General features: G+C 57.1%; 18 protein-coding genes, 1 tRNA gene and 1 pseudogene. 14 read left to right on the top strand and 6 right to left on the bottom strand.

Going from position 1 to position 25,167, the window contains the following annotated elements; genetic code table 11:
• Positions 1–469: 469 nt before the first annotated feature.
• Complete coding sequence (locus HY795_15895; protein MBI4806705.1) at positions 470–1,669, bottom strand: site-specific integrase; 1,200 nt, start codon at positions 1,667–1,669, stop codon at positions 470–472.
• A gap of 167 nt (positions 1,670–1,836) precedes the next feature.
• On the opposite strand from HY795_15895, the gene HY795_15890 reads away from it, so the two are divergent.
• Together HY795_15890 and HY795_15885 are read left to right on the top strand one after the other, a co-directional pair.
• Positions 1,837–1,913 (top strand) — tRNA-Leu (locus tag HY795_15890).
• Positions 1,914–2,127: 214 nt separating this feature from the next.
• Positions 2,128–3,672 carry an MFS transporter gene (locus HY795_15885; GenBank protein MBI4806704.1) on the top strand — a complete coding sequence of 515 codons (1,545 nt, stop codon included), beginning with the start codon at positions 2,128–2,130 and terminating at the stop codon, positions 3,670–3,672.
• Positions 3,673–3,951: 279 nt separating this feature from the next.
• Here HY795_15885 and HY795_15880 read toward each other — a convergent pair whose 3' ends face one another.
• Both HY795_15880 and HY795_15875 read right to left on the bottom strand, forming a co-directional pair.
• Positions 3,952–5,475, bottom strand: coding sequence for an acyl--CoA ligase (locus HY795_15880; protein ID MBI4806703.1), 1,524 nt, complete (start codon positions 5,473–5,475; stop codon positions 3,952–3,954).
• A 156-nt stretch (positions 5,476–5,631) separates the two neighbouring features.
• Positions 5,632–6,131: pseudogene (locus tag HY795_15875) on the bottom strand (hypothetical protein).
• A gap of 303 nt (positions 6,132–6,434) precedes the next feature.
• Between HY795_15875 and HY795_15870 the strand changes: the two are divergent.
• Positions 6,435–7,631: an anaerobic nitric oxide reductase flavorubredoxin gene (locus HY795_15870; GenBank protein MBI4806702.1), complete on the top strand. Its 1,197-nt coding sequence runs from the start codon at positions 6,435–6,437 to the stop codon at positions 7,629–7,631.
• A 601-nt stretch (positions 7,632–8,232) separates the two neighbouring features.
• Complete coding sequence (locus HY795_15865; GenBank protein MBI4806701.1) at positions 8,233–9,102, top strand: hypothetical protein; 870 nt, start codon at positions 8,233–8,235, stop codon at positions 9,100–9,102.
• Between the two features lie 84 nt (positions 9,103–9,186).
• On the opposite strand, the gene HY795_15860 is transcribed toward HY795_15865, so the two are convergent.
• Complete coding sequence (locus HY795_15860) at positions 9,187–10,386, bottom strand: hypothetical protein (protein ID MBI4806700.1); 1,200 nt, start codon at positions 10,384–10,386, stop codon at positions 9,187–9,189.
• On the bottom strand, positions 10,383–10,706 hold the full coding sequence (locus HY795_15855; protein MBI4806699.1) for a hypothetical protein: 324 nt from the start codon (positions 10,704–10,706) through the stop codon (positions 10,383–10,385). The genes HY795_15860 and HY795_15855 overlap by 4 nt, the downstream gene beginning before the upstream one ends.
• A gap of 175 nt (positions 10,707–10,881) precedes the next feature.
• On the opposite strand from HY795_15855, the gene HY795_15850 reads away from it, so the two are divergent.
• A complete protein-coding gene (locus tag HY795_15850; GenBank protein ID MBI4806698.1) occupies positions 10,882–11,058 on the top strand; it encodes a hypothetical protein in 177 nt (58 codons plus the stop codon).
• Between the two features lie 258 nt (positions 11,059–11,316).
• The gene (locus HY795_15845; protein MBI4806697.1) at positions 11,317–12,411 is read left to right on the top strand and encodes an ionic transporter y4hA; all 1,095 of its coding nucleotides are present in this window, start codon (positions 11,317–11,319) and stop codon (positions 12,409–12,411) included.
• A gap of 57 nt (positions 12,412–12,468) precedes the next feature.
• On the opposite strand, the gene HY795_15840 is transcribed toward HY795_15845, so the two are convergent.
• On the bottom strand, positions 12,469–13,671 hold the full coding sequence (locus tag HY795_15840; protein ID MBI4806696.1) for an NAD(P)/FAD-dependent oxidoreductase: 1,203 nt from the start codon (positions 13,669–13,671) through the stop codon (positions 12,469–12,471).
• Positions 13,672–13,923: 252 nt separating this feature from the next.
• Between HY795_15840 and HY795_15835 the strand changes: the two genes are divergently transcribed.
• The 8 genes from HY795_15835 to HY795_15800 all read left to right on the top strand — a co-directional run bounded on the left by HY795_15835 (position 13,924) and on the right by HY795_15800 (position 25,160).
• Positions 13,924–15,903, top strand: a complete 1,980-nt coding sequence (locus tag HY795_15835) for a HAMP domain-containing protein (GenBank protein ID MBI4806695.1) — start codon at positions 13,924–13,926, stop codon at positions 15,901–15,903.
• Positions 15,896–17,596, top strand: coding sequence for a DUF3369 domain-containing protein (locus HY795_15830; protein MBI4806694.1), 1,701 nt, complete (start codon positions 15,896–15,898; stop codon positions 17,594–17,596). Before HY795_15835 ends, HY795_15830 begins: the two co-directional genes overlap by 8 nt.
• 278 nt (positions 17,597–17,874) lie before the next feature.
• Complete coding sequence (locus HY795_15825) at positions 17,875–18,381, top strand: hypothetical protein (protein MBI4806693.1); 507 nt, start codon at positions 17,875–17,877, stop codon at positions 18,379–18,381.
• A gap of 159 nt (positions 18,382–18,540) precedes the next feature.
• Positions 18,541–19,101, top strand: coding sequence for a TRAP transporter small permease (locus HY795_15820; protein ID MBI4806692.1), 561 nt, complete (start codon positions 18,541–18,543; stop codon positions 19,099–19,101).
• Positions 19,094–20,377, top strand: a complete 1,284-nt coding sequence (locus tag HY795_15815; protein MBI4806691.1) for a TRAP transporter large permease — start codon at positions 19,094–19,096, stop codon at positions 20,375–20,377. The genes HY795_15820 and HY795_15815 overlap by 8 nt, the downstream gene beginning before the upstream one ends.
• A gap of 40 nt (positions 20,378–20,417) precedes the next feature.
• Positions 20,418–21,458, top strand: a complete 1,041-nt coding sequence (locus HY795_15810; protein ID MBI4806690.1) for a DctP family TRAP transporter solute-binding subunit — start codon at positions 20,418–20,420, stop codon at positions 21,456–21,458.
• Between the two features lie 442 nt (positions 21,459–21,900).
• The gene (phnD, locus tag HY795_15805; GenBank protein ID MBI4806689.1) at positions 21,901–22,899 is read left to right on the top strand and encodes a phosphate/phosphite/phosphonate ABC transporter substrate-binding protein; all 999 of its coding nucleotides are present in this window, start codon (positions 21,901–21,903) and stop codon (positions 22,897–22,899) included.
• A complete protein-coding gene (locus HY795_15800) occupies positions 22,896–25,160 on the top strand; it encodes a response regulator (GenBank protein MBI4806688.1) in 2,265 nt (754 codons plus the stop codon). Before phnD ends, HY795_15800 begins: the two co-directional genes overlap by 4 nt.
• The last annotated feature ends 7 nt before the right edge of the window (positions 25,161–25,167 follow it).

Below are 25,167 nucleotides of genomic sequence, written 5' to 3'. Positions count from 1 at the left end.
GTGTCCTCGGGATTTGGGGATCAAATCGCAGCTGATCCACATGGCGTTCTGTCGTTCGGCTTGTCGACCAAGACCCATTGGCATCCTCCTTCTCGTGGAAGGATGGTCGGATGTTTCGTGGAGAAAATCAACACGCTGCTAAAGGAGCTAGAGGCCGATCACAGAACCGACGGCCTCTTGAATGCTCTTCAAATCAAATGCTGCAAATCGACCTATTATAATCGCCTCAAGTGGACAACATACGGATAACCTGACTGGTCCTGGGAATACCCGGTTTTGCCCAGAAAAGTGTTATCCGAGCCATATTCTCATTAACTATTTCAACGCATAGCAAGGCAGAAGACGTTCTTCTAAGCAGCCGTCCAGGAACCGTGTCCCTGCCCAAGCCCAACCAGCCACATCGCTTTCGCTGTACAGGAAATCGGCTGACAGGGAACTTCTGTCTGGTGTGCAGGTCAAGATATATATTTTAATCTAGTTTGGTTATGTCGATTTTTCCATCAAGTTTTTTTATCGCTTTCTTCAAAGCGCCATTACCAAGATGAGCATATCTCTGAGTCATAGCTAAGTTAGAATGCCCCATAAGTTCCTTGACCGTGTAAATGTTCGTATCACCCTGAGCCAACCAAGAGGCAAAAGTATGTCTGAGAGTATGGAATACTACTTTCTGCCGAGGATCTGAAACTCCATCGTTTAATCCAAGACTTTCAACCACCTTACGAAAGGTCTGTGAAATTTGATTGATCTTCACCCCTTCTCGCCCAGGGAAAATTAAGTCGCCCCTCCCTCCTCGCTCAAATGACATAAGCAATTTCTTGATATTCTCAGTCATAAAAGCGGGACGTGACTTTGTGTTTTTGGAATCCCAAATCATCATCTGTTCATTTTCAAAACTTACATCCCCCCATTTCAGAGAAAATATCTCACTGGCTCGTAATCCGCATTCGAAGCTGATCAAAGAGATAGCATAAACCTGGTCACTTTTATCCTTCAATGCCTTCAAAAGCATCGAAGCTTCTTCTTTTGTTAAGAACCTTCTTCGTTGGTTATCGAATTTTAGCATCTTTGTTGTTTGAGTTGGCGAGTCGATCTCAGACACATGGCAAAACTTTGCATAATTAAATACCTGCCGAATAACAGCAAAGGCATAGTTTACAGACCTTGGTGCAATATCTTTCGCTAGCATATTAGACATAATCTGATTCAGATGAAGTGCTGAGATATTCTTAAAAGGCAGATCACCTATGACGGGAGAGATCCAGAGTCGAAAGAGTTGATCTTCACGATCAGTCGACTTTTTTGTTTTTGTCGTGAGCGAATGAGGTGCATATGTTGCTATGAAGAACTTACCAAATGTAAGAGCCTTTTTGGATTCTAGCATTTTGTTTGCAGCTGTTTGTTCATCCTGATCTATTTTGAGTTGCTTGGCTTGTTTAAGGGTCTGAGGCCCCTCTCCGATATTCCGATTAGTTTTAAGTTTTTGAAAAAGTATTTCGGCTTCTGATTCAGTGTGACCTTCCGATGCCCATCCAACTGCTTCTTGATGGAACTTACAGTTAAATTTGTAAAAAATGGTATAATAGCGATCAGGCTTGCGAAGATAACGGCGTGTAGAATGTTCTCTGTACCTGACGCCTTTCGATTTGCACTTGATCCACTGGATTGCCATGAATCCCTCCATGATTGGACAGGCGCTCTCCCCTGCTTCCGAATTTCAGGATTAAGGTCCGTTGCCTTTGTTGTACAACCATAGTACAACCGACATCGGGAAATCAAGGGAATTAGCAGGATGACCATGTCTAATTATATGTTTAAAAACAAGCTAGATAGGAATATGCGGGAAGTTATGGGAACTACTAGTTAACGGACTACGAATCCGTAGGTCGCACGTTCAAATCGTGCCGGGCGCACCAAGAAATCAGGGACTTAGGCGAATGCCTGGGTCCCTTTTTCTTTGCCGATCATTTTTTGCCAATTTTTTCCCATGAAGATGGGCGGACCAACGGTTCACACATCGCCACGCGTGATGCCGCACTTGCTTAGCCCCCGTTTTTAGCCCAAGAGTACCCCGGCAAACAGTTTTATTCATTGAACACGTACCATACGGGGCGTCGTATCGGCATGCGTATGAGCTTCATCACCCAGCGTCTTCCGCGTTTCACGATGCTTCAATGGCTGGTCTGCGTGATTGCCGCCCTCGGGTTTGCCTTCGACACCTACGAGCTGTTGATGCTTCCCTTGATCGTCAAGCCGGCCCTTCTCGAGCTGGGAGGCATTCAGCCCGGATCACCAGCCTATACCCTCTGGTTCAGCCTGCTGTTTTATGTTCCGGCATTGGCCGGCGGCGTGTTCGGGCTGCTGGGAGGCTACCTGACGGACTGCTTCGGACGAAAAACCGTCCTGACCTGGAGCATCCTCCTCTATTCCTTCGCCGCTTTCCTTGGCGGATATTCCGTCAACCTGCCTATGCTTCTGGTGCTGCGCTGCCTCGTCTTCATTGGCGTCAGCGTGGAATTCGTGGCCGCGGTGGCCTGGCTGGCGGAACTGTTTCCGAATAACCAGCGGGAGGGTGTCCTGGGCATTACCCAGGTTTTCTCTTCGCTTGGGGGTGTCATGGTGGCCATCGCCAACGGCATCATCACGGCCTGGTCCGTAAACAGCCCCGCTCCGCTCTTTCTCGGGATGAATCTCCCAGCCCTCCAGCTTCCGGCCATTGCAACCCCGCCGTTGCTGGACCTCTTCGGCACCATCTCCCACCCGCACGCGCATTGGCGCTACACGCTCATGTCCGGCCTTATCCCAGCCATCCCGTTGCTTCTGGTCAGGCCGCTTCTTCCCGAATCCCCCCTCTGGAAGGAGAAGCGCAGAACAGGGCAACTTAAGCGCCCCAGCATCACGGAACTTTTTCGCCCCCAATTGCGCAGGACCACCATTCTCGTCACGGTGATGTTCACCATGGGCCACGCGGCTTTTTATGGCGCGCTCGCCCTGACGCCGCAGATTGTTCCCGATCTGCCCGAGGTGAAGGAGGATGCCAGCGCCGCTCTGAAGAAGCAGCTGCCGGAGGGCTTGCGGGAAGAACTCAGGACGCGCTGGCGTAGCGAGGGCAAATCGGACGCGGACATAGCGCAGCGGATGGGAGCCGAAGAGCGCCGCATCGCAGGCCAGATCGAGCAGGCGCACACCGCCCGTATAATGAAAACCCCGCCCCTTGGCGGACTGTTGGGAAGGTTCGTCCTGGCCTGCCTGGCCATCGTTGTCATCAGCCGGCAACGGCTGCTGCGCGGCTTTTTGTTGCCCGGCATTGCCGTGATGCCTCTGACGTTCGCGTGGGCAGGGGTGAACAGCCTGTCCTGGCTGGAAATCGGCATCTTCCTGGGCGGTTTTTTGACCGTCGCCCAGTTCAGCTTTTGGGGGAACTATCTGCCCAGGGTTTTTCCGATTCACTTGCGGGGGACAGGGGAAAGCTTCGCAGCCAACATCGGCGGGCGCATGATAGGCACGTCCTTTGCCGCCCTCACCCCGCTCATTGCCTCCTGGCTCCCGGCGAGTCTCTCCACCGGAACCAGGATTGCCTATACAGCCGCGGCGATCGGCTTCCTCTGCTACCTGATCAACACCCTCTGCTCGTTCTGGCTGCCGGAACCCGGCTCGCGAGACGTGTCCAAGTAACTAACAGCCTGTTGAAAAACTCCCGCTGTCGGCGTTGCAGCGCAAAAGTCAAACCTTCGCGTATGTCAAATACGCTTGACCAGCCCCCGTCCTGGGGGCTGCCCCTGCGGGCAACGCCCAAAGGCGTTTCCTCAAAACGCTGTCCTGCGTTTTGGTCAGCCTTGACTTTTTTCTGCGCCTTGCCAGCTGGCTTTTTGAACAGGCTGCGCAGATCGATTTTTACAACGGCTGCTAAGGCCCGAACCCCTGCGGAAACGGCCGGGACTCATGCCCCCGGCTTCACCCCGCTTGGGATTTGGTCTGGGCAAGGTCCCTAAGGCCTGCCCGATCCACCTTGCCGCCCCGCGTCAGAGGCCACTGGTCGATCCGGTGAAATGCCACGGGGACGGACTCTACATCGACCCGTGCGGACACCAGGGCGCGAAGCGCGTCCTTTGCAGGATCGTCGGCAGCAAGCCTTAGCCGGTAAAACGCCACCGGCACCTGTCCGGCAATGGCGTCGGGCAGGCCCACGAGAATGGCCTCGGCAATGGAGGGGTGCTCAAGCAGCGTATCCGTCACCAGGGCGGAAGCGACATTGATGGCGTTGCGCACGACCACATCGCTTGCTCTGCCCCTGAACCAATAAAAACCGTCCTGGTCCATGCAGGCGAGGTCCTGGGTGTCGAACCAGCCGGTGCAGGTGGTCTGATGCGTTCGCAGGGTGTCGTTCCAATACCCGGCCATCCAGTTCTGGGTGCGCACCAGCAGCCTGCCGGTTTCCCCAGGACTTACATCGCGCCCGTCACCGTCCACCAGGCGCATTTGAACTCCTTCGAGTGGCTTGCCCATGGACCCCATATTCCGGGGCCCGGCCAGGGGATGCGCGGCGATAAGGCCTATTTCCGTCATTCCGTACAGGTTGAGCAGCGGTTTTCCCGTTGCTTCCTCCACCTTGCGGACCAGGTCCGGGCCTGGGTGGTCCCCGGTCGTCAGCAAAAATCGCAGGCGGGAATGGTCGGCCGTGGCGGCTGCGGGGTGCTCGAAGAGCCTCCAGGCAAGGGCGGGCATGAGCATGCTGTAAGTGGGCCGTGCCTGCGCGTAGAGGTCCCAAAACATGCCGCTGTCCTTGGGGCTCGCCAGGACCACGGTTCCCCCCACGCGAAACATGGCCAGCACCTGAAACACGAAACTTGTGGACCGAAGGGGGGAGAACGCCAGGAGCGTCGTGTCCCGGTCCGTCAGCTCCAGTGCCGCGCAGAGGTGCCCGGTCCTTTGTGCAAGGCGGGCCTGCGTGTGCGCGATGGCCTTCGGGCGGCCGGTGGTGCCGGAAGTGAAAATGAGGAAGGCGAGAGGGTCCTGGCAGCCCGTTGCCCGCTGCGGGAGGACACCCGGCTGCGTGCCCATGAGCGACGAAAACGGTACGCCGCCCGGAGCCTGCCCATCGGTGAGGATGCAATGATCAATTGTCTTAAGCGATGCTTCCGGCAAGAGCGGGAGGCCTTCCTGGTTTGTCACCACGGCTTTCGGAGAGGCGTCCGACACATAGAGGGCGTTCAGGCCAGGGGGGGCGTCCACGGGCAAGGAAACGACGATCAGCCCGGCACGGTGTGCGGCAAGACAGGCAGTAACCAGTTCCGTGGTGCTCGGCAGCGCCAGGGCTATCCTGTCGCCAGGGCGCAAGCCCAGGGAATAAAACCCAGCGGCCAGCCGTTCCACATCCGTTGCAAGGCGGCCGTAGGTGGTTTCCTGGCCGCCGCAGACTACGGCAACGCGGCCAGGCGTGCGGGTGGCTGTGCGCTCAACAATATCCCAGATCAGCATCTGCGCCCCTCAAGGGTCGTAAAGACAAGCCTGCCGGGTATTGGGCACCCCGATCGCTTCATCGCCCAGGGCGTCTCAAGGGCCTTGCGCGACCGGCGTGTCACCCTTGCCGCGCAGGGCCCAGACGAATCACGAAAGCTCTCGAACGGGATGAGACTATTTGCCCAGATTCGCCGGGTCGTTCTTCAAAGTCTTGGCAAGCTGAGCCCGCAACTTAATGCCGTATGCAGCGCTTTTCACTTCACCGGTGCGGTCGTTGCACTTGATCTTCAGTTCCACGTCGTCTGACATGTTGCAACTGAACTCAGTACTACTCCGCGTTTTTTCACTTTTATCTGCTCGCCAAAATTCGCCTTCATGGTGCTCAGAACATCTTCCTTATCTCTGCCAACCACACGTATTATTCTGGCGTAATACTGGCCGTCGACAAAGGCGTAGGAAATGGCTGGGCACGCATTTTGATGTACCTGCAGCCGGCAATTGCCAACATAATTATAATAGGAAACACCTTCTGCCTGCTTATACAATATGAAATTTCCATCATCGAGCTCGCTGAACTTCGCACCGAAATTCAGCTTGGTGCAGTCGAACGCATACGATACAGTGCAGAAAAAAACAGACAACACAAACAAACCAGCCGCTGTAAGCACTCGCATTGCCGACCCCTTTTTCTTACAGATTACCGTTTGAAATATATATTAAAATTTATAAGACACCACTCACATTGTCAACAAGGATGCTCACGCCTGGGTTGGGCGCTCTCCAAGGCGAACCGCCGGGTGCGCCCGTCCGGGCTGGCTGGCTCGATATCCCGGTGAGCATTGCCCAGGATGAGGCCGCGCCAGAATGAAACATGAAGTATTCAAAACCCGTTGTTGCGGGTTTCAAAACGAGCTACTTTGGCAGGGCATCGTTTCCTGCTGCACGGCTCATGATTCAATATCAGTCTGGAGGTACGTATGGCCACTCGCTTAAACGACGTGATCACCTGGGTAGGCAAGACGGATTGGGAACTGAAGAAATTCCACGGCGAGGAATACAGCACCCACCGTGGTTCATCGTACAACTCGTATCTGCTTCGCGGCGAGAAGACCGTGCTCATTGATTCCGTATGGGGGCCATACGCGGGTGAATTCGTGTCTTCCCTGGCCAGGGAGGTGGACCTCGCATCAATCGACTACGTCGTGGTCAACCACGCCGAGCCGGACCATAGCGGGGCCATGCCCGAGCTTATGCGCTTGATCCCCGGGGTTCCCGTCTACTGCACGGTAAATGGCGTGAAATCCATGAAGGGCATGTACCACAGCGACTGGAATTTCCATCCCGTGAAGACCGGGGACACCCTGAACGTGGGCCCGGGCCTGGACCTCGTCTTCGTGGAAGCCCCCATGCTCCACTGGCCGGACACCATGATGTCCTACCTCACCGGTCAGGCGGTCCTCTTCAGCAACGACGCCTTCGGCCAGCACCTGGCCAGCGAGGGGCTCTACAACGACACGGTGGACGAGTGCGAACTCTTCCAGGAGGCAATGAAGTATTACGCCAACATCCTCACCCCCTTCAGCAAACTGGTGACCAAGAAGATCCAGGAATTTGTCGGCATGAATCTCCCGCTCAGCATGATCTGCCCCAGCCACGGGGTCATCTGGCGCAAAGAACCCATGCGCATCGTGGAGGCGTATCTCAAGTGGGCTGGCGATTATCAGGAAAAGCAGGTCACCATCCTGTACGACACCATGTGGGGAGCCACCCGGCGCGTTGCCGAGCTTGTCGCCCAGGGGATAAGGTCCGCAGCGCCAGGCATGACCGTGAAGTGCTTAAATATCGGCAAAAGCGACAAGAACGACGCCATCACCGAGGTGTTCAAGTCCGAAGCCGTGTTGCTTGGATCATCGACCATCAACAGGGGAATACTGAGTTCCGTGGCGGCCATTCTCGAAGAGATGCGCGGCCTCGGATTCAAGAACAAGAAGGCCGCATCCTTCGGTTCCTACGGCTGGAGCGGAGAGTCCGTGAAGCAGCTGGAACAAGGGCTGGCCGCGTGCGGCTTTGAAATCATGGCCCCGGGCCTGAAGATCGCCTGGCAACCTGACGCAGAAACGCAGGACCAATGCATCGCCTTCGGCGCCACGTTGGGGAAAGCCTTGGCTGGCTGACACTCCTGTCAGTGAAATTCAGGACCACTCAGACTGCACTAGTACCTTGATGTTCGAACGACAAGATGCACACAATGGTCTTGGCGTTGCACATTGATTTATTCGCTTGTTGGAGAAGGGTTTCTCTTCTCACATAATTTGCGGAACAGGGGATTAGACCAAAAAGGGCATATATTTCCAGTGGAATGCCCTGTGGAACCATTAATAAGCAAGGGTTGGGACAAAATCCTGACCCTTTGCTTTTATCTATGTACTAACAATTCGTATCCTACCTGCATTTAGACAATCTTGGACATCAACGTTCTACATCATGCAAACACACCCTTCAGCATGAGCCTATGAGATCATAAACATAGGTTGCGGACGATTAATTTGCCATCACAGCTGCTGACCACTGTATTTACCGCCCATAATCGCCATTACCAGTCCAACTCTCCTCCATGATGTTTCCAAATAGATCGTTTGTGCCGGCCTTACATAGGACCGGAGTCATCGTCTAAGCCTTACGGCCCCCCCTCACATCAGGCTTGCAAATAGGGGAAGAAGGTACCCATGGCATGTATGTTGCTTAAGATGCAGCAAAACCAACCTGGATAATTAAATGACCATAAACCCCGTGCTCGTCATCTTCACTTCGCATCGAATCGACTGCCTGAAACTGTGTCTTAACTGCCTTGAAAAGCACACTAACCTTAGCATTTTTAAATCAATATACATAATCGCCAACAGCGTTCCTCTTCCTCATCTGCTGTTGGCGAAAGACTTCTGCAAAAAACATCCGAATGCGCACGTGATTAGTTGCTCCCCTCGCGGGCTTGTTCCAGCCGTTATGAAGGCATTCAACGATATCATAGAGCACCACAAGAATGATGTGATATTAAAAATTGACGAAGATGTTTTCGTTACAAACAATTGGATTGAGTCATTATACAAATGCTATATAACACATAAGGAGAGGGATGACATCCTCCTCTCGGCATCACTTTGTCCAATAAGCCTATCTGTATACAATACGTACATTGAAAATGTGATGCGAAATTACCATGAAGAACTATTTTTAAAGTACAAAAATGCAAAAATGAATTTTGATGCAAATAAATATTTACATAGATATGTATGGGATTCGATTATAAACCACGACATGGAAAATAACTTTTCAAATCATTATTCGGAAGACTACTTATACGTTGACAATATAACGATAAACTGTATCATATTTGATTCGAAATTAATATCAGAAGTATATCCATTCCCAATCGAGATAGATGCTGCAACAGGATTTGGATGTGTTGACGAGCTTTCTATAAACAGAGCTCTGCACGGACGCCGCGTTGCAATACCCAAGTACCCTTTCGTCCACCACTACAGCCACTGGCGGTCAGAGGATTACATGCGCAAACATATCCCAGTGTCGGATGTGCGTTCGTTCCTTCTTGGCAATGTAAGCGGCAGTATTCACATGTCATCCTAGAATATGGACCTTTTTCCTAACCACTTCCCAGCTGTTAAAGTATCGATTCCAAGCGATCGCTCCCTTGAGAACACAAGGCCATACTCAAGGGAACGGCATCTGATCTGCCACCCCGAGCGCCAAGCGCGAAATCTCATCCAGTCTTGACCGGTAACGCCGCTTGAACGCCGAATCCAAGCCGGGATCGGCCTCAAGCTTGCGCTCCTGAGCCCCGCACCATTCCACGAGAGACGGCGTGGGCGAAATCATGGCGTATTTATGCATCATGGACAGGGTGATCTCATGCAGGGGCATGGAATCCTTAAACTCAGTTATCCATTCGGAGAAGTCGTATTGGGAGTTCCAGATGAGAAACGCCAGCCCTCTGGCGCAGTCGAAGGCATCCCCGGAACCAAGCAGCTCGGCCAGCTGCGAGTGGCCGATGTGTTCGGGCGTGAAATCCCCGCTGGACCACTCTTCTGGAATTGTTTCATCCGCATCGTATTGGACTTTCCCGGTCTTTTGGAATGCGAGAACTTTTTCCGCCACGATATCCCAAAACTCCTGCCGGACGTGCTCCACGTCACGACGCACCGACAAACGCCTCGTGTTTTCGCAGTCAAAGACCCTCAGACGCAGAAACGGAAAAAGCGCCTGAACACCGAGCCCGGTACGCGCCAGCATTCCCGCCAGGAGCCTGTCGAGGTCCAGAACCGTGCACCCGGGGATGGTCTGGGCCATGGCCTCCAACCTGCCGAGTGCCTGCGGCCAGTAGTCATCCCACCCGGCGAGATAGGAGTGCGGCGCGGGTCCGAAGGCCGGATGGTGGGAAAACCGTTTGAGTATGAGGATTGGAGCGCTCTTCTGGCTTCTGGCTAGCCCGAGCAGGTCATGGAAGCGCTCGAAGTAGCCTTCGACTGGCAGCGCTCTGGTTCGATAATTGGAATGCATGAAATGCGCGAAACGAGGTTCGGCGGCCAGTGCCCCTTTATGAATGTAGAAGCGGGTATTGTCCCGCACATTGATGTGGAAATATTCAATCTCGTTGAAGAGCGTGAAAACAATGAGAGTTGGCTCAGGGTCCGACGCGGTAAAGAGGCTGTACTGGCGATCAAGCTCGCGCCAGTTGAGGTAGTGTTCGAGGTTGAAACGCCTGACAAGATCCTTCAGGACGCGTGGAGCATGGTGTCCCTGGTTGGCCTTGAGGATTTCAGCGGATGTCAGCCAGAGCCCCTGAGCTTGCGCATACTGCGATATGCTTGAATAAAGACTTCTTGCTTGGCAATTACCAAATATTGCAATCATTTTTTCTTTACTTTCATAACCCTTATTTCCACACCGAACATTTTTCCATACAAAGATTGATCATGATTCACATACAAATGCGCTATTTCCTTGTCTGAACTTGACACGATTATCTCCACTCCATCCATCTTATATTTCCCTGTGTAGCTCCCATGCCCGCTGCTTAACTTTATACCGCCATTTGGCTCAATCAGCACTAGAGTGTCGCCATTGAAGTTGGAATACTCACCAAGTATGCTTTTATCTTTATCCCGCGAGCAACTTAAACAAACCAGCAGAACAATAATGACACAAAACATGCTTCTTTTTGTAGGAAACATGACATCCCGAGCCTTGTAGTGGGTTGCGGTGCAGGGGCGGCTATCTGGCCTAACCTCTCGTATCAATATTCTTTGAACGCCGCTTTTGTACAGTTGTCAACGGTTCCAAACCTATGCCCATCCCGGCATAGATGACTCTGCCCGGCGGAGAAGGCCCGAGAACTCGAAGAAATTCATGAAGGATCTTGAACAGTACAACGGCAAAGCCGGGGTGCTGATGTACGAGTTCAGAACCTGGTTCACGGGCCTCTGGCAGGGGCGGACCTTGGCCCGGACGTTTTTTAGCATCACCGTCTTCGTTGTCGCCGTGCTCTTCTATATGGCTCATCGTACGCCGCCTCTCCGGCGTTGACCGGGCCCTGGCCCTCACGTACGTCCGTTCCGAGCTGAACTCTCGTTTCCTCAGTCTTGAAGCATCGAACGGATTACCCGCGACAGCGGTTTATCACCTTTCCCGGAGCCGGATGCCGAACGCAAGCGCCTCATGCTGTACAAGTAGGGTTCGCAAAGGCGTGAACACCAACTCCGACAATCATGGTTCACAACAGTTCAAACCCATCCTCTGCAAGTGGACACAAGATTGGAATAGCAAAATGTCCACTCTAAGTTTATGGTTACTCTCGTGAAAACTCCCTCCCTGCTCCCAGCATGGACCATTGCCGCGCCCATCCTTGCCTGGCTGCTGTTTGCGGGCATGAGCCTTGGCTTCGGCGGTTTCTACCTCGTTCTGTTGGCGGCGGGGCTTATGGGCGGGGTATTAGCTGGCGTGCACCATGCGGAGGTGGTGGCGCACAAGGTGGGAGAGCCTTTCGGAACTTTGGTCCTGGCTATTGCGGTCACGGTCATTGAAGTGGCGCTCATCGTCTCGCTCATGCTTGCGGGCGGCCCGGAAGCAAACGCCCTTGCCCGGGACACGGTATTCGCCGCGGTGATGATCATCCTCAATGCCATACTTGGTCTTTGCCTGCTCGCTGGCGGCGCCAAGTTTCACGAACAGATCTTTGGCCTGCACGGGGCAAGCGCCGCCCTGACCACGCTGGTGGCCATCTCCGTGCTCACGCTCATTCTTCCCAACTACACGTTGAGTACTCCGGGCCCCGTATACAGCAAGAGCCAGCTCATATTCATAGCCGTGGTTTCCCTGGTTCTCTACGGCACCTTCGTGCTGGTGCAGGCGGTCCGGCACAGGGACTATTTTCTCCCCGAGGATGGCGACGGCGACGAAGAGAAGCACGCCCCACCGCCTTCCACCCGCATCGCTCTTTTCAGCGGCGTATTGCTGATAGTCTGCCTCGGGGCGGTGGTGCTTTTGGCCAAAGCCCTTGCGCCAAGCATCGAGGCGGGCGTGGCGGCCATTGGCGCCCCGAAGTCGCTGGTGGGGATAATCATCGCGGCAGTCGTTCTCTTGCCCGAGGGGCTCTCCGCCGTGAGCGCGGCCAGAGCGGACCGCTTGCAGACAAGCCTCAACCTGGCGCTTGGCTCAGCCCTGGCCAGCATCGGCCTGACCATCCCGGCCGTGGCCATGGTCGCCCTGTACACCGGCATGACGCTGACGCTTGGCATCGACATGAAATCGACCGTGCTCTTTCTCCTTTCGCTTTTCGTCTCCGTGCTTTCGCTGGCCACAGGCCGCACCACCATTCTCCAGGGCGTGGTGCTCCTGATGATCTTCGCGGTGTATCTTCTCACGTCAATCGTTCCGTAAGCGCACCGCCGGCCTCGACAGCCCTTCGCGTCCGCACGTGCCGGGTACCGAAAAAGCTCATCCCGCCAGCAGTTTGAAGTCGAAATCCGCCTCCCTCATCTGCGGGGCCAACGCGCCCACATCGGCCTTCCGGTCCATGGCGGCCCGGCACTCCTTGATCCCGGCGGTCACTCCAAAAAAGATGAACCCCTTGATGACTCCGTTTTCCATCACGATCTTCCTGTAGGAATCGGCATCCTGCCACACGGCGGATTCAAGCTTGCCATCGGCGTCGATGTCTCCCACGGATGTGAGGTCGATTCCCGCCACCTTGAGCGAGCTGCTCAACACCGTGCCTTCGTAAACCGCCTGGCCGCCGGCCATGTTCACGCCCGCCACCTCGCCCTGGGCCTTGCTGGGCGCCCAGAGGCCGTACAGGCGCCCCCTGTGCTCCACATGGTCTCCAGCGGCCCAGACGCTCGGAAGGCTCGTGCTCATCCGGTCGTCCACAATAACCCCTTTGTCCATGGCAAGGCCCAACTGCCGGGCCAGCTCCACATTTCCCCGGATGCCCGCGGAGAAGAGGACAAGACCGCCTGTGAGCGTGCGGCCATCTTCCAGGATCAACGAAAAGCCGCCGTCATCGGGGACTATCTCCTTTGAGCGCGCTCCCAGGGCGAACGAGAACCCCATGCCCTCGAGCCGCGCCTGAAGCTTGGCCGCCCCCTGAACGTCCATCTGCCGCGGTAGGAGACGGTCGAAGAACTCCGCCACCCGCACCGTGAGCCCCATGCGGGCCAAGGCGGCCCCGGCTTCCAGGCCAAGCAGCCCTCCCCCGACCAGGACGGCCGTCTTGGTTCGGGACGCCGCCTGCCCGATTGCCCGGGCGTCGTCCGCAGTGCGCAGTGAAAACACCCCGGGAGCCTGCGCGCCCTGAACCGGCGGGACCAGGGAACTGGCCCCGGTGGCCAGGAGCAGTTCGTCGTAGGGCAGGGTCAGGCCGCCGGTCGCGGTGACCGTTCGGGCCTGGTGGTCGGCTGAAATGGCCTCGGTGCCAAGAAGCAGTTCAATCCCATGGTCCGCATACCAGGATTTTGAACGCAGGGTGATGCGCTCGACTGGCACTTCTCCCGCCATGAACTCGGGCAGGCGCGGGCGCGAATAGAACGAATCAGCCTCGGCGGAGAGCATGGTGATCCGGCCGTCCGGATCGAGGCGTTTGATGCTCTCCGCAGCGGTGGCCCCGGCCACGCCGTTGCCGATTATGAGATAGCGTTTCATGCATCACTCCTTCCCGGGATTTCCGTCCGGGCGGACCAATGGGTTGGCGCCCATTCCCGCCGCCCGATATGGCACTGTGCAAACATACAGGACTGCGGCGCGAACCGGTAGCCCTTATTCGCTCACGGCCCTTCAAACGCTCCCGCTGGCGGAGCCGGACACGGTGCAAACGGCTTATGGACTTGCCCGCGCTGTGCATGTATCCTTCGAAATAGGGAAAATTCGGCGTTGCCTGTTTTTTGGGGGAGCGTGATGACCGTATCCATCCGTACCCGCTTGCTGGCGCTCATGCTCGCCGCCGCGTTGCCGGCCATGGCGATCATGGTCATTACGGGCAACGAACTCGAAGAGAACGTGGTCAGCACCGCCGAGAGCAACGCCCTGCGCCAGGTCCAGAACATGGCCGCGCACCACGAACGCATCGTCGAGAACGCCCGCCTCCTGCTGGCCACCCTGGCCAAGACGTCCGAAGTACGAAGCCTTGACCGCAAGGCCTGCCAGGAACTGCTGCAGGACATCCAGCAGCGCAATCCGGTCTATGTCTCGCTGGCCCTGGCCGATGCCGGGGGCGCCGTCCTGGCTCGCGCCCCGGCCGACACCTCCGGGAACCTGAACCAAAACATGGCCCAAGAGGCTTTTTTCAAGCAAGCCGTTTCCAGGAAGGAATTCGTCACCGGAGACTATGTCTACCTGCAAGACGTCAAACGGGTGGTCATCGATTTCGCCCAGCCGGTTTTGCAGGCATCGGGCGAGGTCCAAGGGGTTTTGCTGGCCGCCTTCGATCTCAACCATTTCGGAAGCCTTTTTGCCGATGCCGGGCTGCCTAAAGGAGCGGTCTTCACCTTGACTGACGCCGGGGGCATGCGCCTTACCCGCTTCCCGGAAACGGATAAATATACCTGGGTGCCGGACCTGCCCCAGATGATCGAGAAGATGTCCGGCCCGAGCGACGAAGGAACCTTCCGGGAAACCGGGGTGGACGGAGTGATGCGCCTCTACGGCTACAAGCGCCTGCATTTCGCCGGAGCGCCCTTCCCGTACCTGATGATCCGGCTGGGAATACCCGTGGACGAGGCGCTGGCCCGGGCGCGAAACGTGGTGGACCGCAATCTGCTCATGCTGTTCGTGGCGGCAGTATTGTTCATGGGCTCCGCCTGGATGCTCGGCGAGGTGGCCGTGGTCCGCAAGCTGAACGGCCTCCTCGCGGCCGCGGTGCGTTTGGGCACCGGCGAGCTCGGGGTCCGCTCCGGCCTGGCCCATGGCCGCGACGAAATCGGCCGCCTCGGGCAGGCCTTCGATTCCATGGCCCAGGCGCTGCAACAGCGCGACCGGGAGCGCCGGGAGGCCGAGGACGAGGTGCGCACGCTCAACCTGGAACTGGAGGAGCGCGTACGGCTGCGCACCAGCGAACTGGCCTCGGCCAATCAGGAACTGACGCAAGCCATGGAGCGCCTGACCCAGGCGCAACTCCAGCTCGTTCAGTCCGAGAAGATGGCCGCCCTGGGCGTATTGGTGGCCGGGGTGTCGCACGAGATCAACACCCCCGTGGGCATAAGCGTCACGGCGGTCTCCTTCCTGGAAGAAAAAACCCGGCAGACCCAGACGCTCTACGACAGCGGCAAAATCACCCGCGCCGAGTTCCAGGAATTCATGAACACCGTCGAAACCTCGGCCAAGATCATCGCCGACAACCTGGCGCGGGCCTCGGAACTGATCCGCAGTTTCAAACTCGTGGCCGTGGACCAATCCAGCGAGGAAAAACGCGTCTTCAGGGTCAAGGAATACCTGGACCAGATCCTTTTGAGCCTGCGGCCCAGGCTCAAGAGGACCAAGCATACCGTGGATGTCACCTGCGACGAATCCCTTGAGATCGAAAGCTATCCCGGAGTGTTCTACCAGATCATCGTCAACTTCGTCATGAACTCGCTCGTGCACGCCTTTCCCGAAGATTTCGCCGGGCGCATCGCAATATCGGCAACAGTTGAGAACAACGGTTTGACCCTGGTGTATTCCGACAACGGCCTGGGCATGGACGAGCCAACCCTGGCCCGGATATTCGAGCCGTTCTACACCACATCCCGCAAATCCGGCGGCAGCGGGCTCGGGCTTTCCATCGTCTACAACCTGGTCACCCGGACCCTGGGGGGCGAAATCCGCGCCGCCAGCGAACCAGGCAAGGGAACCGTGTTCACCATAACCGTGCCCCTCGGCAGAGGAACCGGCCATGCCTGACCCGGACGAACCGCTCTTCACGGACGAGCCGGGCTCCCCGGCGCAACCCTCCGCTGCGGCCGAGGATGCAGGCAGAGAGCCCTGGAAAGTGCTCATCGTGGACGACGAGGAAGAGGTCCACACCGTGACCAGGTTCGTGCTGGGGGGATTTCGCTTTCTCGGGCGGGGGCTTAACTTCATAAGCACCTACAACACCCGCGACACCAAAACGGTCCTGGCCGAAAATCCCGACATCGCCGTGGTGCTGCTCGACGTGGTCATGGACGAATTCGACAGCGGGCTCGCCCTGGTCCGGTACATCCGGGAGGAACTCGGCAACGCATTCGTGCGCATCATCCTTCGCACCGGCCAGCCGGGCTACGCCCCGGAACAGAAAGTCATCATCGAATACGACATCAATGATTACCGGGAAAAATCGGAACTGACCGCGCAGAAACTCTTGTCCTCGATGATCACCGCGCTCCGGGCGTTCCGCGATCTCCACGCGCTCGAGAACAGCCGCCGGGGTCTGGCCAAGATAGTCGCCGCGGCCGGAGACATCCTGGCGCTGAGCTCGCTGGAAAAATTCGTCTCCGGCGTGCTCGATCAGTTCGTCTCTCTGCTCGGGTTGCGCCAGGACGCCATGTACTGCCAATTCTCCACCCTGGCCGCGACAGAGGAAGACTCCGGGCTCGTGGTCAAGGCGGCCTGCGGCGATTATTCGAAGTACATCGGCAAGAACACGGCCGACATCCCCGACGAAGACCTCAGGGCCTGCATCCAGGAAGCGGTTTCAGGCAAACGCCCGCACCTTTGCCGCAAGCGGGTCCACTCCTGGCGGTTCGAAAGCAAAACCGGTTCGCAAGGGGTGTTCTGCTTCGAAGAGGAACGCCCCTTGAGCGATCTGGACAGACAGCTCCTGGAAATATTCTTCGCCAACGTGTCCATAGGGTTCGACAACATCTACCTGAACATGCAGGCCGAGCAGAAAGCCCTGATCGCCGAGAAAGCCCTGGCCGTAGCCGAGAAAGCCAGCCAGGAGACCATCCGCCAAATCGCCCGCAGGGTGGAAAGCCTACGGAAAATATCCGACGGCGTGGCCCACAACCTTCGAAACCCCATGACCATCATCGCCGGACTGGCCAGGCTCATGCGCGGTAAACCCGAACTCGACGCCAAATACCACGAATACCTCGACGGCATAGTAGCCTCCGCCGCCCGCGTCGAAAAAATCGTGGTGGAGGTCAACGAATACAATTCACTGCAACTTGGCCCAAGGACGGAGGTCTTTTTGCCGGACCTGATCGAACGCGCCCTGCAAATGGTCAAAGCCGTTCCCGCGCAACAGGAACCGGCCGTGACTGTGGAAGCCCTGCCCGCGTCCGTCACGTTGGACGAGAAGCTCATGCTCCTGGCGCTGACGGAGCTTGTGCGAAACGCCTGGGAGGCCATGGCCGGACGCCAGGGCGAGATCGCCATTCGGGCCAAGAAGGAAGAGGCCGGGCTTTTGATAGAAGTCCAGGACAACGGCCCCGGCATCCCGGAACATGAACTGGCCTTCGCCCTGGACCCGTTCTACAGCAGCAAAACCATCGGTATCGGCATGGGTTTGGCAAAAGTGGAACGCATCGCCCAGGAGCACAACGGAACGTTTTCCCTGCAAAGCCAGCCCGGCCTCGGAACCACCGCCCAGATCCGCATTCCCGCCGAGTGAGGAGGCAATCGTGCGCCCTCTTTGCACGGGAAAAGCGCCAGAGCCGTCCTGAGCCGTCCTGAGCCGTCCTGAGCCGCCCTGAGCTGATGGTTGATCCCGCTGACGGGAGCCTTCCCCCGCTATGGCAAGGGCGAATCCTTGGCGCGCGAAAAGGCGACACTGCCATTGCACATGGATGCGACCATCCGGCCCGTCTTCCTGGCCTGACAGTGGCCCAGCCTTGCGCGCGAGACCGATATTTGCGATGCTTTTTTATATGTCTTTTGCGAGGTTGGCACATGAAACCCGTTCCACCGCTGCTTGTAAAACTGCTTTTGGTGGTGACCAGCCGCCACGCCATTGTCATCATAAACGCCTTTCTTCTGCTCTTAAGCGCGTTGTCATTGAAGGAAATGCTGCCGCTGCTCTACAACTCCCAGGATAACCTCAAGGAAATAGAGGATATACTCGAATGTCTGGGTGTAATCCTCATCGGCTACGGGGTGGCCATCGAAGAACGGCAGGCGTTTATGCGCATTTTCCGGCTCTACCCCGAGCATGACGACCCCATCCAAAAAATTGTCGACCACCACTGCCACGAATACGGCTTGTGCTACCTCCTGCTCGGGCTGCTCTTGGAGGTCTGCGTGGCTGTGGTCAAGATACCCAACAGCATCCTCAATACCGAGAGCCTTGAAGTGACCATCTTCTGCGTCGGCATCCTGTTTTTGGCCTGGAATGCGACACTGATGAGCCGCCACTGCTGGTTCCTGCTGCGCCCCCGCGGGGAGGACGCCGGGGAATGACACTGCGGCGGGCCACGCTCATGTGCTTCAACCGGGTAGACCCGGTGGTCCAATGAGGCGTCTGCCTCCAAAACCCCATAAAAAAATTGAAGATCACTGCCCTCCTGTGTATCTTGGAGTCAAAGAGTCAATTCTGATCCGCACCAAGGACACCCGCCCATGACCACCGAACGCGTTTCCGGCATCGATGCAACCAACGGCGGTCTGGCCTTTCGTGTCGACCGGATGGCCAACCGGTTGTGCAAGGGGCTCGAATGGGCCTGCGGCCTGTGCATCGCGGCCATGGTCGTCATCGTCTGGCTGGGGGCCTTCTCCCGCTACTTTTTCGACCTGGGCTTCACCTGGACGGAAGAGCTCTCCCGCTACGTGATGATATGGGGCTCGCTCCTGGCCGTTCCCGTGGCCGCCTACCATCGTGAACACATCGGCCTGGACCTTCTCTTCAAGCACTTCCCGCCCCCGATGAAACGCGCGGTGCGCTTCCTGCTGGACTTCATCGGCCTGGCCTTTTTCCTGTTCCTCACCTGGTTCGGCATCGGCATGACCATGAAAGGGGCCAGCCAGTACGCCACCATCTTCCACATGAGCATGGCTTTTCCTTTCGCCTCCATCCCTGTCACGTCGTTTCTCACGGCGCTCATGATCGCGGCCTCCATGCTGGTAGGCACCGCCGGTCTCCCGGAGCCGGAACAGCACTCGCCGGAGCTCCTCAATGATTAGCGTGGCCATCGCCTTTTTCGTGCTCATGTTCATCGGCCTGCCCATCGGCTACGTGCTTGGCGTGTCCGGGGTGCTGGGGCTCCTGCAGATCGGGGGCGCGAATTTCATGGCCATGGCTCCCAAGCGCTACTTCGAGGGCCTGGACCTCTTTACCTTCATGGCCATGCCCTTCTTCATCCTGGCCGGGGAAATCATGAACAAGTCCGGCATCACCATACGCCTCGTGGCTTTCACGGACGCGCTGGTCGGCTGGATGCGCGGCGGGCTGGCCCATTCCAACATAGTGGCCTCCACCATTTTCGCGGGCATGACCGGGGCTGCCGTCTCGGATGCGGCGGCCCTGGGCAACACCCTGGTTCCGGCCATGGTGTCCCAGGGATACACCCGCCCCTTCGCCTGCGCGGTCACCGTGGCCGGGTCCATCATCGGGCCAACCATTCCCCCCTCGAACCTCATGGTCATCTACGGCTCTCTCATGGGGGTGTCCATCGCGGGCCTGTTCGCGGCTGGCATCCTTCCGGGCCTTTTGATCTGCGTTTCCTGCATGGCGGTGATCGCGGGCGCGGCAAAACGCCTCTGCCTGCCCAAAAGCCGGGACGGCTTCAGCCTCTGGGAGATCTTGAAAGCCTTCAAGAACTCCATTGTGCCGCTTCTCATGCCGGTTATCATCCTTGGGGGCATACTGACCGGCGTGGTCACCCCCACCGAAGCTGCGGCCATCGCCGTGCTGTATGCCGTCATCGTCGGCATGTTCGTGTTCAAGACCATCACCATCCGCGACATCTTCGAGATGTGCGTTCGCACCGGCAGGGTCACCGGCATCGTGTTCCTCATCATCGCGGCGGCCTCCATCCTCTCCTGGTGGATGACCTTCCAGCAGATCCCCCAGACCGTGGCCGCAGGATTTCTGTCTTTGTCCAAAGACCCGGCCATGATTAAGCTCATGATCCTCGTCTTGTTGCTGTTCATCGGCATGTTCTTAGACATCAACGCCGCGCTCATCATCCTGGCCCCGGTGCTCGGCACGCTGACCGCCTCCATAGGCATGGACCCGGTGCACGCGGGCATCATGATCGTTCTGGCCCTGAACATCGGGCTCATGACCCCGCCGGTGGGGGCCTGCCTCTTCGTTTTGTGCTCCATAACCGGAGAACGCCTGGAGAACATCGCCAAGTCCCTCTGGCCGTTCATCATAGTCGAAGTCATCGTGCTCTTCGTCATTTCGTACTGGACCGACCTGACCATGTTCATGCCCAGGTGGCTTCTGGCCCCATAACGTGGGTCACCCGCGAACCTAAAACCAAGGCAGGATAGGCATGCGCAGAATGTGGACCGCCCTCGTGGCCCTTAGCCTCATCGTCGGACTGCTTCCCGCAGCGGCCCTGGCCCAGAAGACCATCAAACTCCACCACATCAACAAGGACGACCCCTACGACAACCCCACCGGGGCCATGGCCATGGTGTTCAAGGCGCTGGTGGAATCCGGGACCAACCGGTCGCTTACGGTCCAGACCTTCCCCAACGGCCAGTTGGGCAAGGACAACGAGGTTCTCTCCCAGGTCAAAGACGACGTCATCCAGTCCGGCATCTTCACCGTGGGCGGGTTCGCGGCCATGTACCCAATGATCTCGGTTCTGGACGTGCCCTTCGCCTTCCCGAACATCTCCTCCACCTACAAGGTGCTGGACGGCCCCTTCGGCCAAAAGCTCTCCGCGGACATCCAGAAGAAGACCGGCTTCAAGGTGCTGGGCTTCGGCGATTCGGGCGGTTTCTTCGCCATCACCAACTCCAAGAAGCCCATCAAGACCCCCGACGACTTGAAGGGCCTGAAAATCCGCACCATGGGGCTCGAGACCCACAAGCGCCAGATGGCGGCCATGGGCGCCATGCCCGTGGTCATCGCCTGGGCCGAGGTCTACACCTCGCTTCAGACAGGCGTGGCCGACGGGCAGCAGAATCCCATTCCGGTCATCGCGTTCGGCAAGATCGACGAGGTTCAGAAGTACCTCACCCTGTCCGAGCACCTGTTCGCGGCCTACGTGTGGGTGATGAACGACAAGTTCTACCAGGGCTTGACCCCCATGGAAAAGAACGTGGTGAACTATGCGGCCAAGTCGGCCATTGTGGCCGGGCGGGGCCTGGCCCGGGTCATCGAGGCCTCCGACCGCGGTCTGCCCGCGCTGTCCAAGAAGCTTGAGGTCTACGCGCTTACGCCCGAGGAAAAGGCCAAGTTCCGCGACGCGGCCGTTCCTGTTGTGAAGCAGTATCTTGTTGAAAACTTCGGCCCGGAAGGCGAGCAGATGCTTGGCGACTTCCTGAAAGCGGTGGAAGAGGCATCCAAAGAAACGTCGAACTGATCTTCACTCCTCTTGAACAGACGAACGGCCAGGGAATGAAACGTCCCTGGCCGTTTGTTTTGCCCGGACCGCTCGCGGGGGGTACGCGTATGCCGTCCTGTTCCCTGCTATCGCATTCCCGGGCTGGCAGATCATGGAGCCTCAGCACTAGAGGCGGCGCATGCCACGCCCGACCCGTTGCCATCACAACCGGAACCCGAGGAAATTCTTAGCAACGCCAGGTAAAAAATTAGGGATACTGGCAGTAAAAAAGGAGAGGACCAACCATGCCCAAAGAGACTCTCTTCTCATTGCCTTTTACCGAATATCTTGTACTTTAAGAAATATTTCCGGATGTCAGGCCTTTACCCAGGAACGGTCGCACAGTGTGCGATCAATTTCCAACAGCCTCGTTTCTTTTACTTTTTGTACTGGCAACAGGCCTTAGGCACTCAGAGGAAGAATGACTCGTTCCGCCATTGTGTCAGCCTGCATACTTCTCTTTTTGGCGTGTCCGTCCCGGGCGGACAATTCCGACCTGGGATTCGGCCTTATTGGAACCGAATCCTCGGACACGCTGCGTGCCCTGTGGCAGCCTTTTCTGGACGACATGTCGAACTCATTGGGAATCAATATCCATTCCATGGCTTTCGAGGACTATGCAGGTGCCGTCTGGGCGCTCAAGACGAACAAGGTCCAGATCGCCTGGCTCGGCAACAAATCCGCCATCGACGCCGTTGACCGGGCGGACGGCGAAGTGGCCTTCATTGCGGCTGAAAGGGGCGGCGCCACATCATATACCTCGCAAATAATTACCAGAGTGGACTCAGAACTGCACAGTGCGGAGGATTTGCTGAACAAGGCCTCCACGACAACTTTCAGAATGGGCGATCCCAATTCGACGTCGGGAACGGTGGCTCCGTCTTATTATCTCTTTTCCGCCAAGGCGCTCGACCCGAAATCCATCTTCAAACGTCTCGACAGGGGCAGCCACGAGGCCAACTTCCTGGCCGTAATCCACAAAACAGCGGATGCGGCCACGATCAACAGCTTTGATCTGCAACGCATGCAGGACAAATACCCGGACATGTTCCCTCTGGTTCGGGTCATCTGGAATTCCCCGGCCTTGCCGTCCGACCCCATAGTCTGGCGTAAAAACCTTCCTGCCACCCTGAAAACGCGCATCCGCGCCTTTCTTTTGAACTATGGCCAGCCCACGCCGGATAAAACACCGGAAAATCTGGAGAAGGAGCGACAGGTGCTGTACGCGCTCGGCCGCACGGCCTTCAAGCCGTCCAACGACCGGCAGCTGATACCTGTGCGCAAGCTGGAGCTTTTTACGCTCAAGGAGCATGTGCTTTCGGACAAGCATCTGAGCCCTGAGGAAAAAGCGGAGAGGGCCGGGAAGATCGATAAAAGCCTGGAAGCGTTCCAGGCGATGGAGGAGGCCACAGGAAAATGAGCCTCACCCGCGAGGATGTTCCCGTCAAGAAAGCCCCGAGTGCCAGGGGGATGCGGTTTCCCCTGGCGTTCAAGATACTTGCGCCCACCCTGACCATATCCCTGCTCGGTTCCCTGCTCCTTTTCCTGTGGCTGCACCAGGTGCTTGTCCAGAAAGACGAAGAGGACCTCCAGGAGAGAATGCAGACGTTCTTGTCCACCCAGGTGGAGCAGCTGTCCGACCCGGTCTGGACTTTCGACCAGGAGAACATCGAACGGCTCATCCGAAGCTATGAGCCCACCAGCGACCTCCTTCAGGCCACCCTCTACGATACGGAAGGCAATATCCTGGCCCAGGTCCGGGGGATATCCGCCAACAACTTCGAGCGGACCTTCACCGCCGTCAAGCACATCACTCGCAAAGCCGGAGGGGCCACGTTCGAACTCGGCCGTCTGGAGGTTGTCTTTCATGATGGACGTCTGCGGGAGGCGGCCTCTTCCAGGCTTGTGGCGGAACTGAAAACCCTTGTCCTTTTGCTGTCGCTCCTCATCGGGGCGTGCGCGCTGGTGGTGCATTTCCAGATAGGAGTGCCCCTTGCCCGGCTTAAGAAGTCCCTGGAACGCAATGCCCTGCCGGAAGGCAACGAGCCCCTCGCCTGGTCCAGCAACGACGAAATCGGCGATGTCGTGGCCTCGTACAATTCCATGCTCCAGGAAGTCGACGGAAAGACCAGGCATCTCAAACTGGCGGCCAAAGTAATTGAAAACGCGCTCGAAGGCGTTCTGATAACCGATCAGAACGGCTCGATTCTCCAGGTCAACCCCAGTTTTACGGCCATTACCGGATACTCGCCGGAAGAAGTCATCGGGAAAAATCCGCGGATACTCGGTTCAGGCCGTCAATCGCCCGAATTCTACCAGGAGATGTGGAAGAAGATAAGCCAGGAAGGAAGCTGGGCCGGAGAAATCTGGAACAAACGCAAGAATGGGGACATCTTCCCTGAATGGATGACCATAAGCGCCCTTGCCAACCCTTCCGGAAGCATAACGCATTATGTTTCAGTTTTTCACGACATAACCGAGAGCAAACAGGCGGAAGACGAGCTTCGCACCGCCAAGGAATCCGCCGAGATCGCAAGCAAGGCGAAAACCGAATTCCTGGCCAACATGAGCCACGAGATACGCACCCCGCTCAACGGGATACTGGGAATGCTCCAACTGATGCAGACAACAACAACTGATTATGAGCAGGATGAATACATATCCACCGCAATAAAAACAACAAACCGTCTTTCAGGACTCCTAACCGACATCCTTGATCTTTCGAAGATAGAATCGAACAAGCTTTCCGTTCACGAATCCACCTTCAACTTCCTGGAGCTGCAGCAGTCGGTACAGGAACTATTCACCACCGCTGCCGCAGAAAAGGGATTGGACCTCATCTTCACAATCGATGACAATACGCCGAATCATCTTATCGGGGACGAGGCACGGCTGAGGCAGGTGCTTTTCAACCTTGTCGGGAACGCCATCAAGTTCACGGAAAAGGGATCGATCACCGTCAATATCTCCATGATGTCCAAACCGGACGACACCCCCGTCCGGGTACTCTTCTCGGTTCGCGATACCGGAATCGGCATCCCGTCGGACCGGCTGCAGGAAATTTTCGAACCATTCACCCAGGTGGACAGGTCCTACGTCCGCCGCCACGAAGGCGCCGGACTCGGGCTGGCCATAGTGCGGCGCATAGTGAGTCTTCTGAGCGGAGAGCTTTCCATCGACAGTGCCGAGGGCCAGGGCACTACCGTACGCGCCGTCTTCCCCCTGAAAACGCCTGCAACAGGGCGGACGCGAAGACCTTCCGGGAAGTCCCCGAAGTTAAGCAAAACGGAGCGCGGGCTTCAGATTCTTTTGGTGGAGGATGAAGCCATCAACAGAATCACCATGGCGCGAATGCTTGAAAAGAGCGGTTATGCCGTGGCCACCGCGAGCAACGGCCACGAAGGGCTGCAACTGGCCGCCAAGCACTCGTTCGACATCATCCTCATGGACATTCAGATGCCGGAAATGGACGGCATCGAGGCCACCGGCCGGATACGCTCCGGCAAGGCCGAAGGGGTCGACCCGGCCGTTCCCATCATCGCGCTGACGGCATACGCCATGAGCGGCGACAGGGAGCGCTTCCTTGAGGCGGGCATGGACTCCTACGTGTCCAAGCCGGTGGAACTTGAGGTTCTCAAGCAGGTGATGGAAAGCGTGCTCAGGGAAAGAGGCAAGCTCTAGAAAAGGG

It is taken from the genome of Desulfovibrio sp., assembly GCA_016208105.1.
Taxonomy (GTDB): domain Bacteria; phylum Desulfobacterota; class Desulfovibrionia; order Desulfovibrionales; family Desulfovibrionaceae; genus Fundidesulfovibrio.
This window is presented reverse-complemented; position numbering and strand designations above follow the sequence as displayed.

Bases quoted from the DNA above. Each gene is read 5' to 3' on its own strand.
- HY795_15880 (MBI4806703.1), bottom strand. From the start codon at position 5,475: ATGCTGATCTGGGATATTGTTGAGCGCACAGCCACCCGCACGCCTGGC.
- HY795_15895 (MBI4806705.1), bottom strand. From the start codon at position 1,669: ATGGCAATCCAGTGGATCAAGTGCAAATCGAAAGGCGTCAGGTACAGA.
- HY795_15825 (MBI4806693.1), top strand. From the start codon at position 17,875: ATGAAACCCGTTCCACCGCTGCTTGTAAAACTGCTTTTGGTGGTGACC.
- HY795_15840 (MBI4806696.1), bottom strand. From the start codon at position 13,671: ATGAAACGCTATCTCATAATCGGCAACGGCGTGGCCGGGGCCACCGCT.
- HY795_15830 (MBI4806694.1), top strand. From the start codon at position 15,896: ATGCCTGACCCGGACGAACCGCTCTTCACGGACGAGCCGGGCTCCCCG.
- HY795_15850 (MBI4806698.1), top strand. From the start codon at position 10,882: ATGAAGGATCTTGAACAGTACAACGGCAAAGCCGGGGTGCTGATGTAC.
- phnD (MBI4806689.1), top strand. From the start codon at position 21,901: ATGACTCGTTCCGCCATTGTGTCAGCCTGCATACTTCTCTTTTTGGCG.
- HY795_15810 (MBI4806690.1), top strand. From the start codon at position 20,418: ATGCGCAGAATGTGGACCGCCCTCGTGGCCCTTAGCCTCATCGTCGGA.
- HY795_15845 (MBI4806697.1), top strand. From the start codon at position 11,317: ATGGTTACTCTCGTGAAAACTCCCTCCCTGCTCCCAGCATGGACCATT.
- HY795_15800 (MBI4806688.1), top strand. From the start codon at position 22,896: ATGAGCCTCACCCGCGAGGATGTTCCCGTCAAGAAAGCCCCGAGTGCC.
- HY795_15865 (MBI4806701.1), top strand. From the start codon at position 8,233: ATGACCATAAACCCCGTGCTCGTCATCTTCACTTCGCATCGAATCGAC.
- HY795_15870 (MBI4806702.1), top strand. From the start codon at position 6,435: ATGGCCACTCGCTTAAACGACGTGATCACCTGGGTAGGCAAGACGGAT.
- HY795_15815 (MBI4806691.1), top strand. From the start codon at position 19,094: ATGATTAGCGTGGCCATCGCCTTTTTCGTGCTCATGTTCATCGGCCTG.
- HY795_15855 (MBI4806699.1), bottom strand. From the start codon at position 10,706: ATGTTTCCTACAAAAAGAAGCATGTTTTGTGTCATTATTGTTCTGCTG.
- HY795_15885 (MBI4806704.1), top strand. From the start codon at position 2,128: ATGAGCTTCATCACCCAGCGTCTTCCGCGTTTCACGATGCTTCAATGG.
- HY795_15835 (MBI4806695.1), top strand. From the start codon at position 13,924: ATGACCGTATCCATCCGTACCCGCTTGCTGGCGCTCATGCTCGCCGCC.
- HY795_15820 (MBI4806692.1), top strand. From the start codon at position 18,541: ATGACCACCGAACGCGTTTCCGGCATCGATGCAACCAACGGCGGTCTG.
- HY795_15860 (MBI4806700.1), bottom strand. From the start codon at position 10,386: ATGATTGCAATATTTGGTAATTGCCAAGCAAGAAGTCTTTATTCAAGC.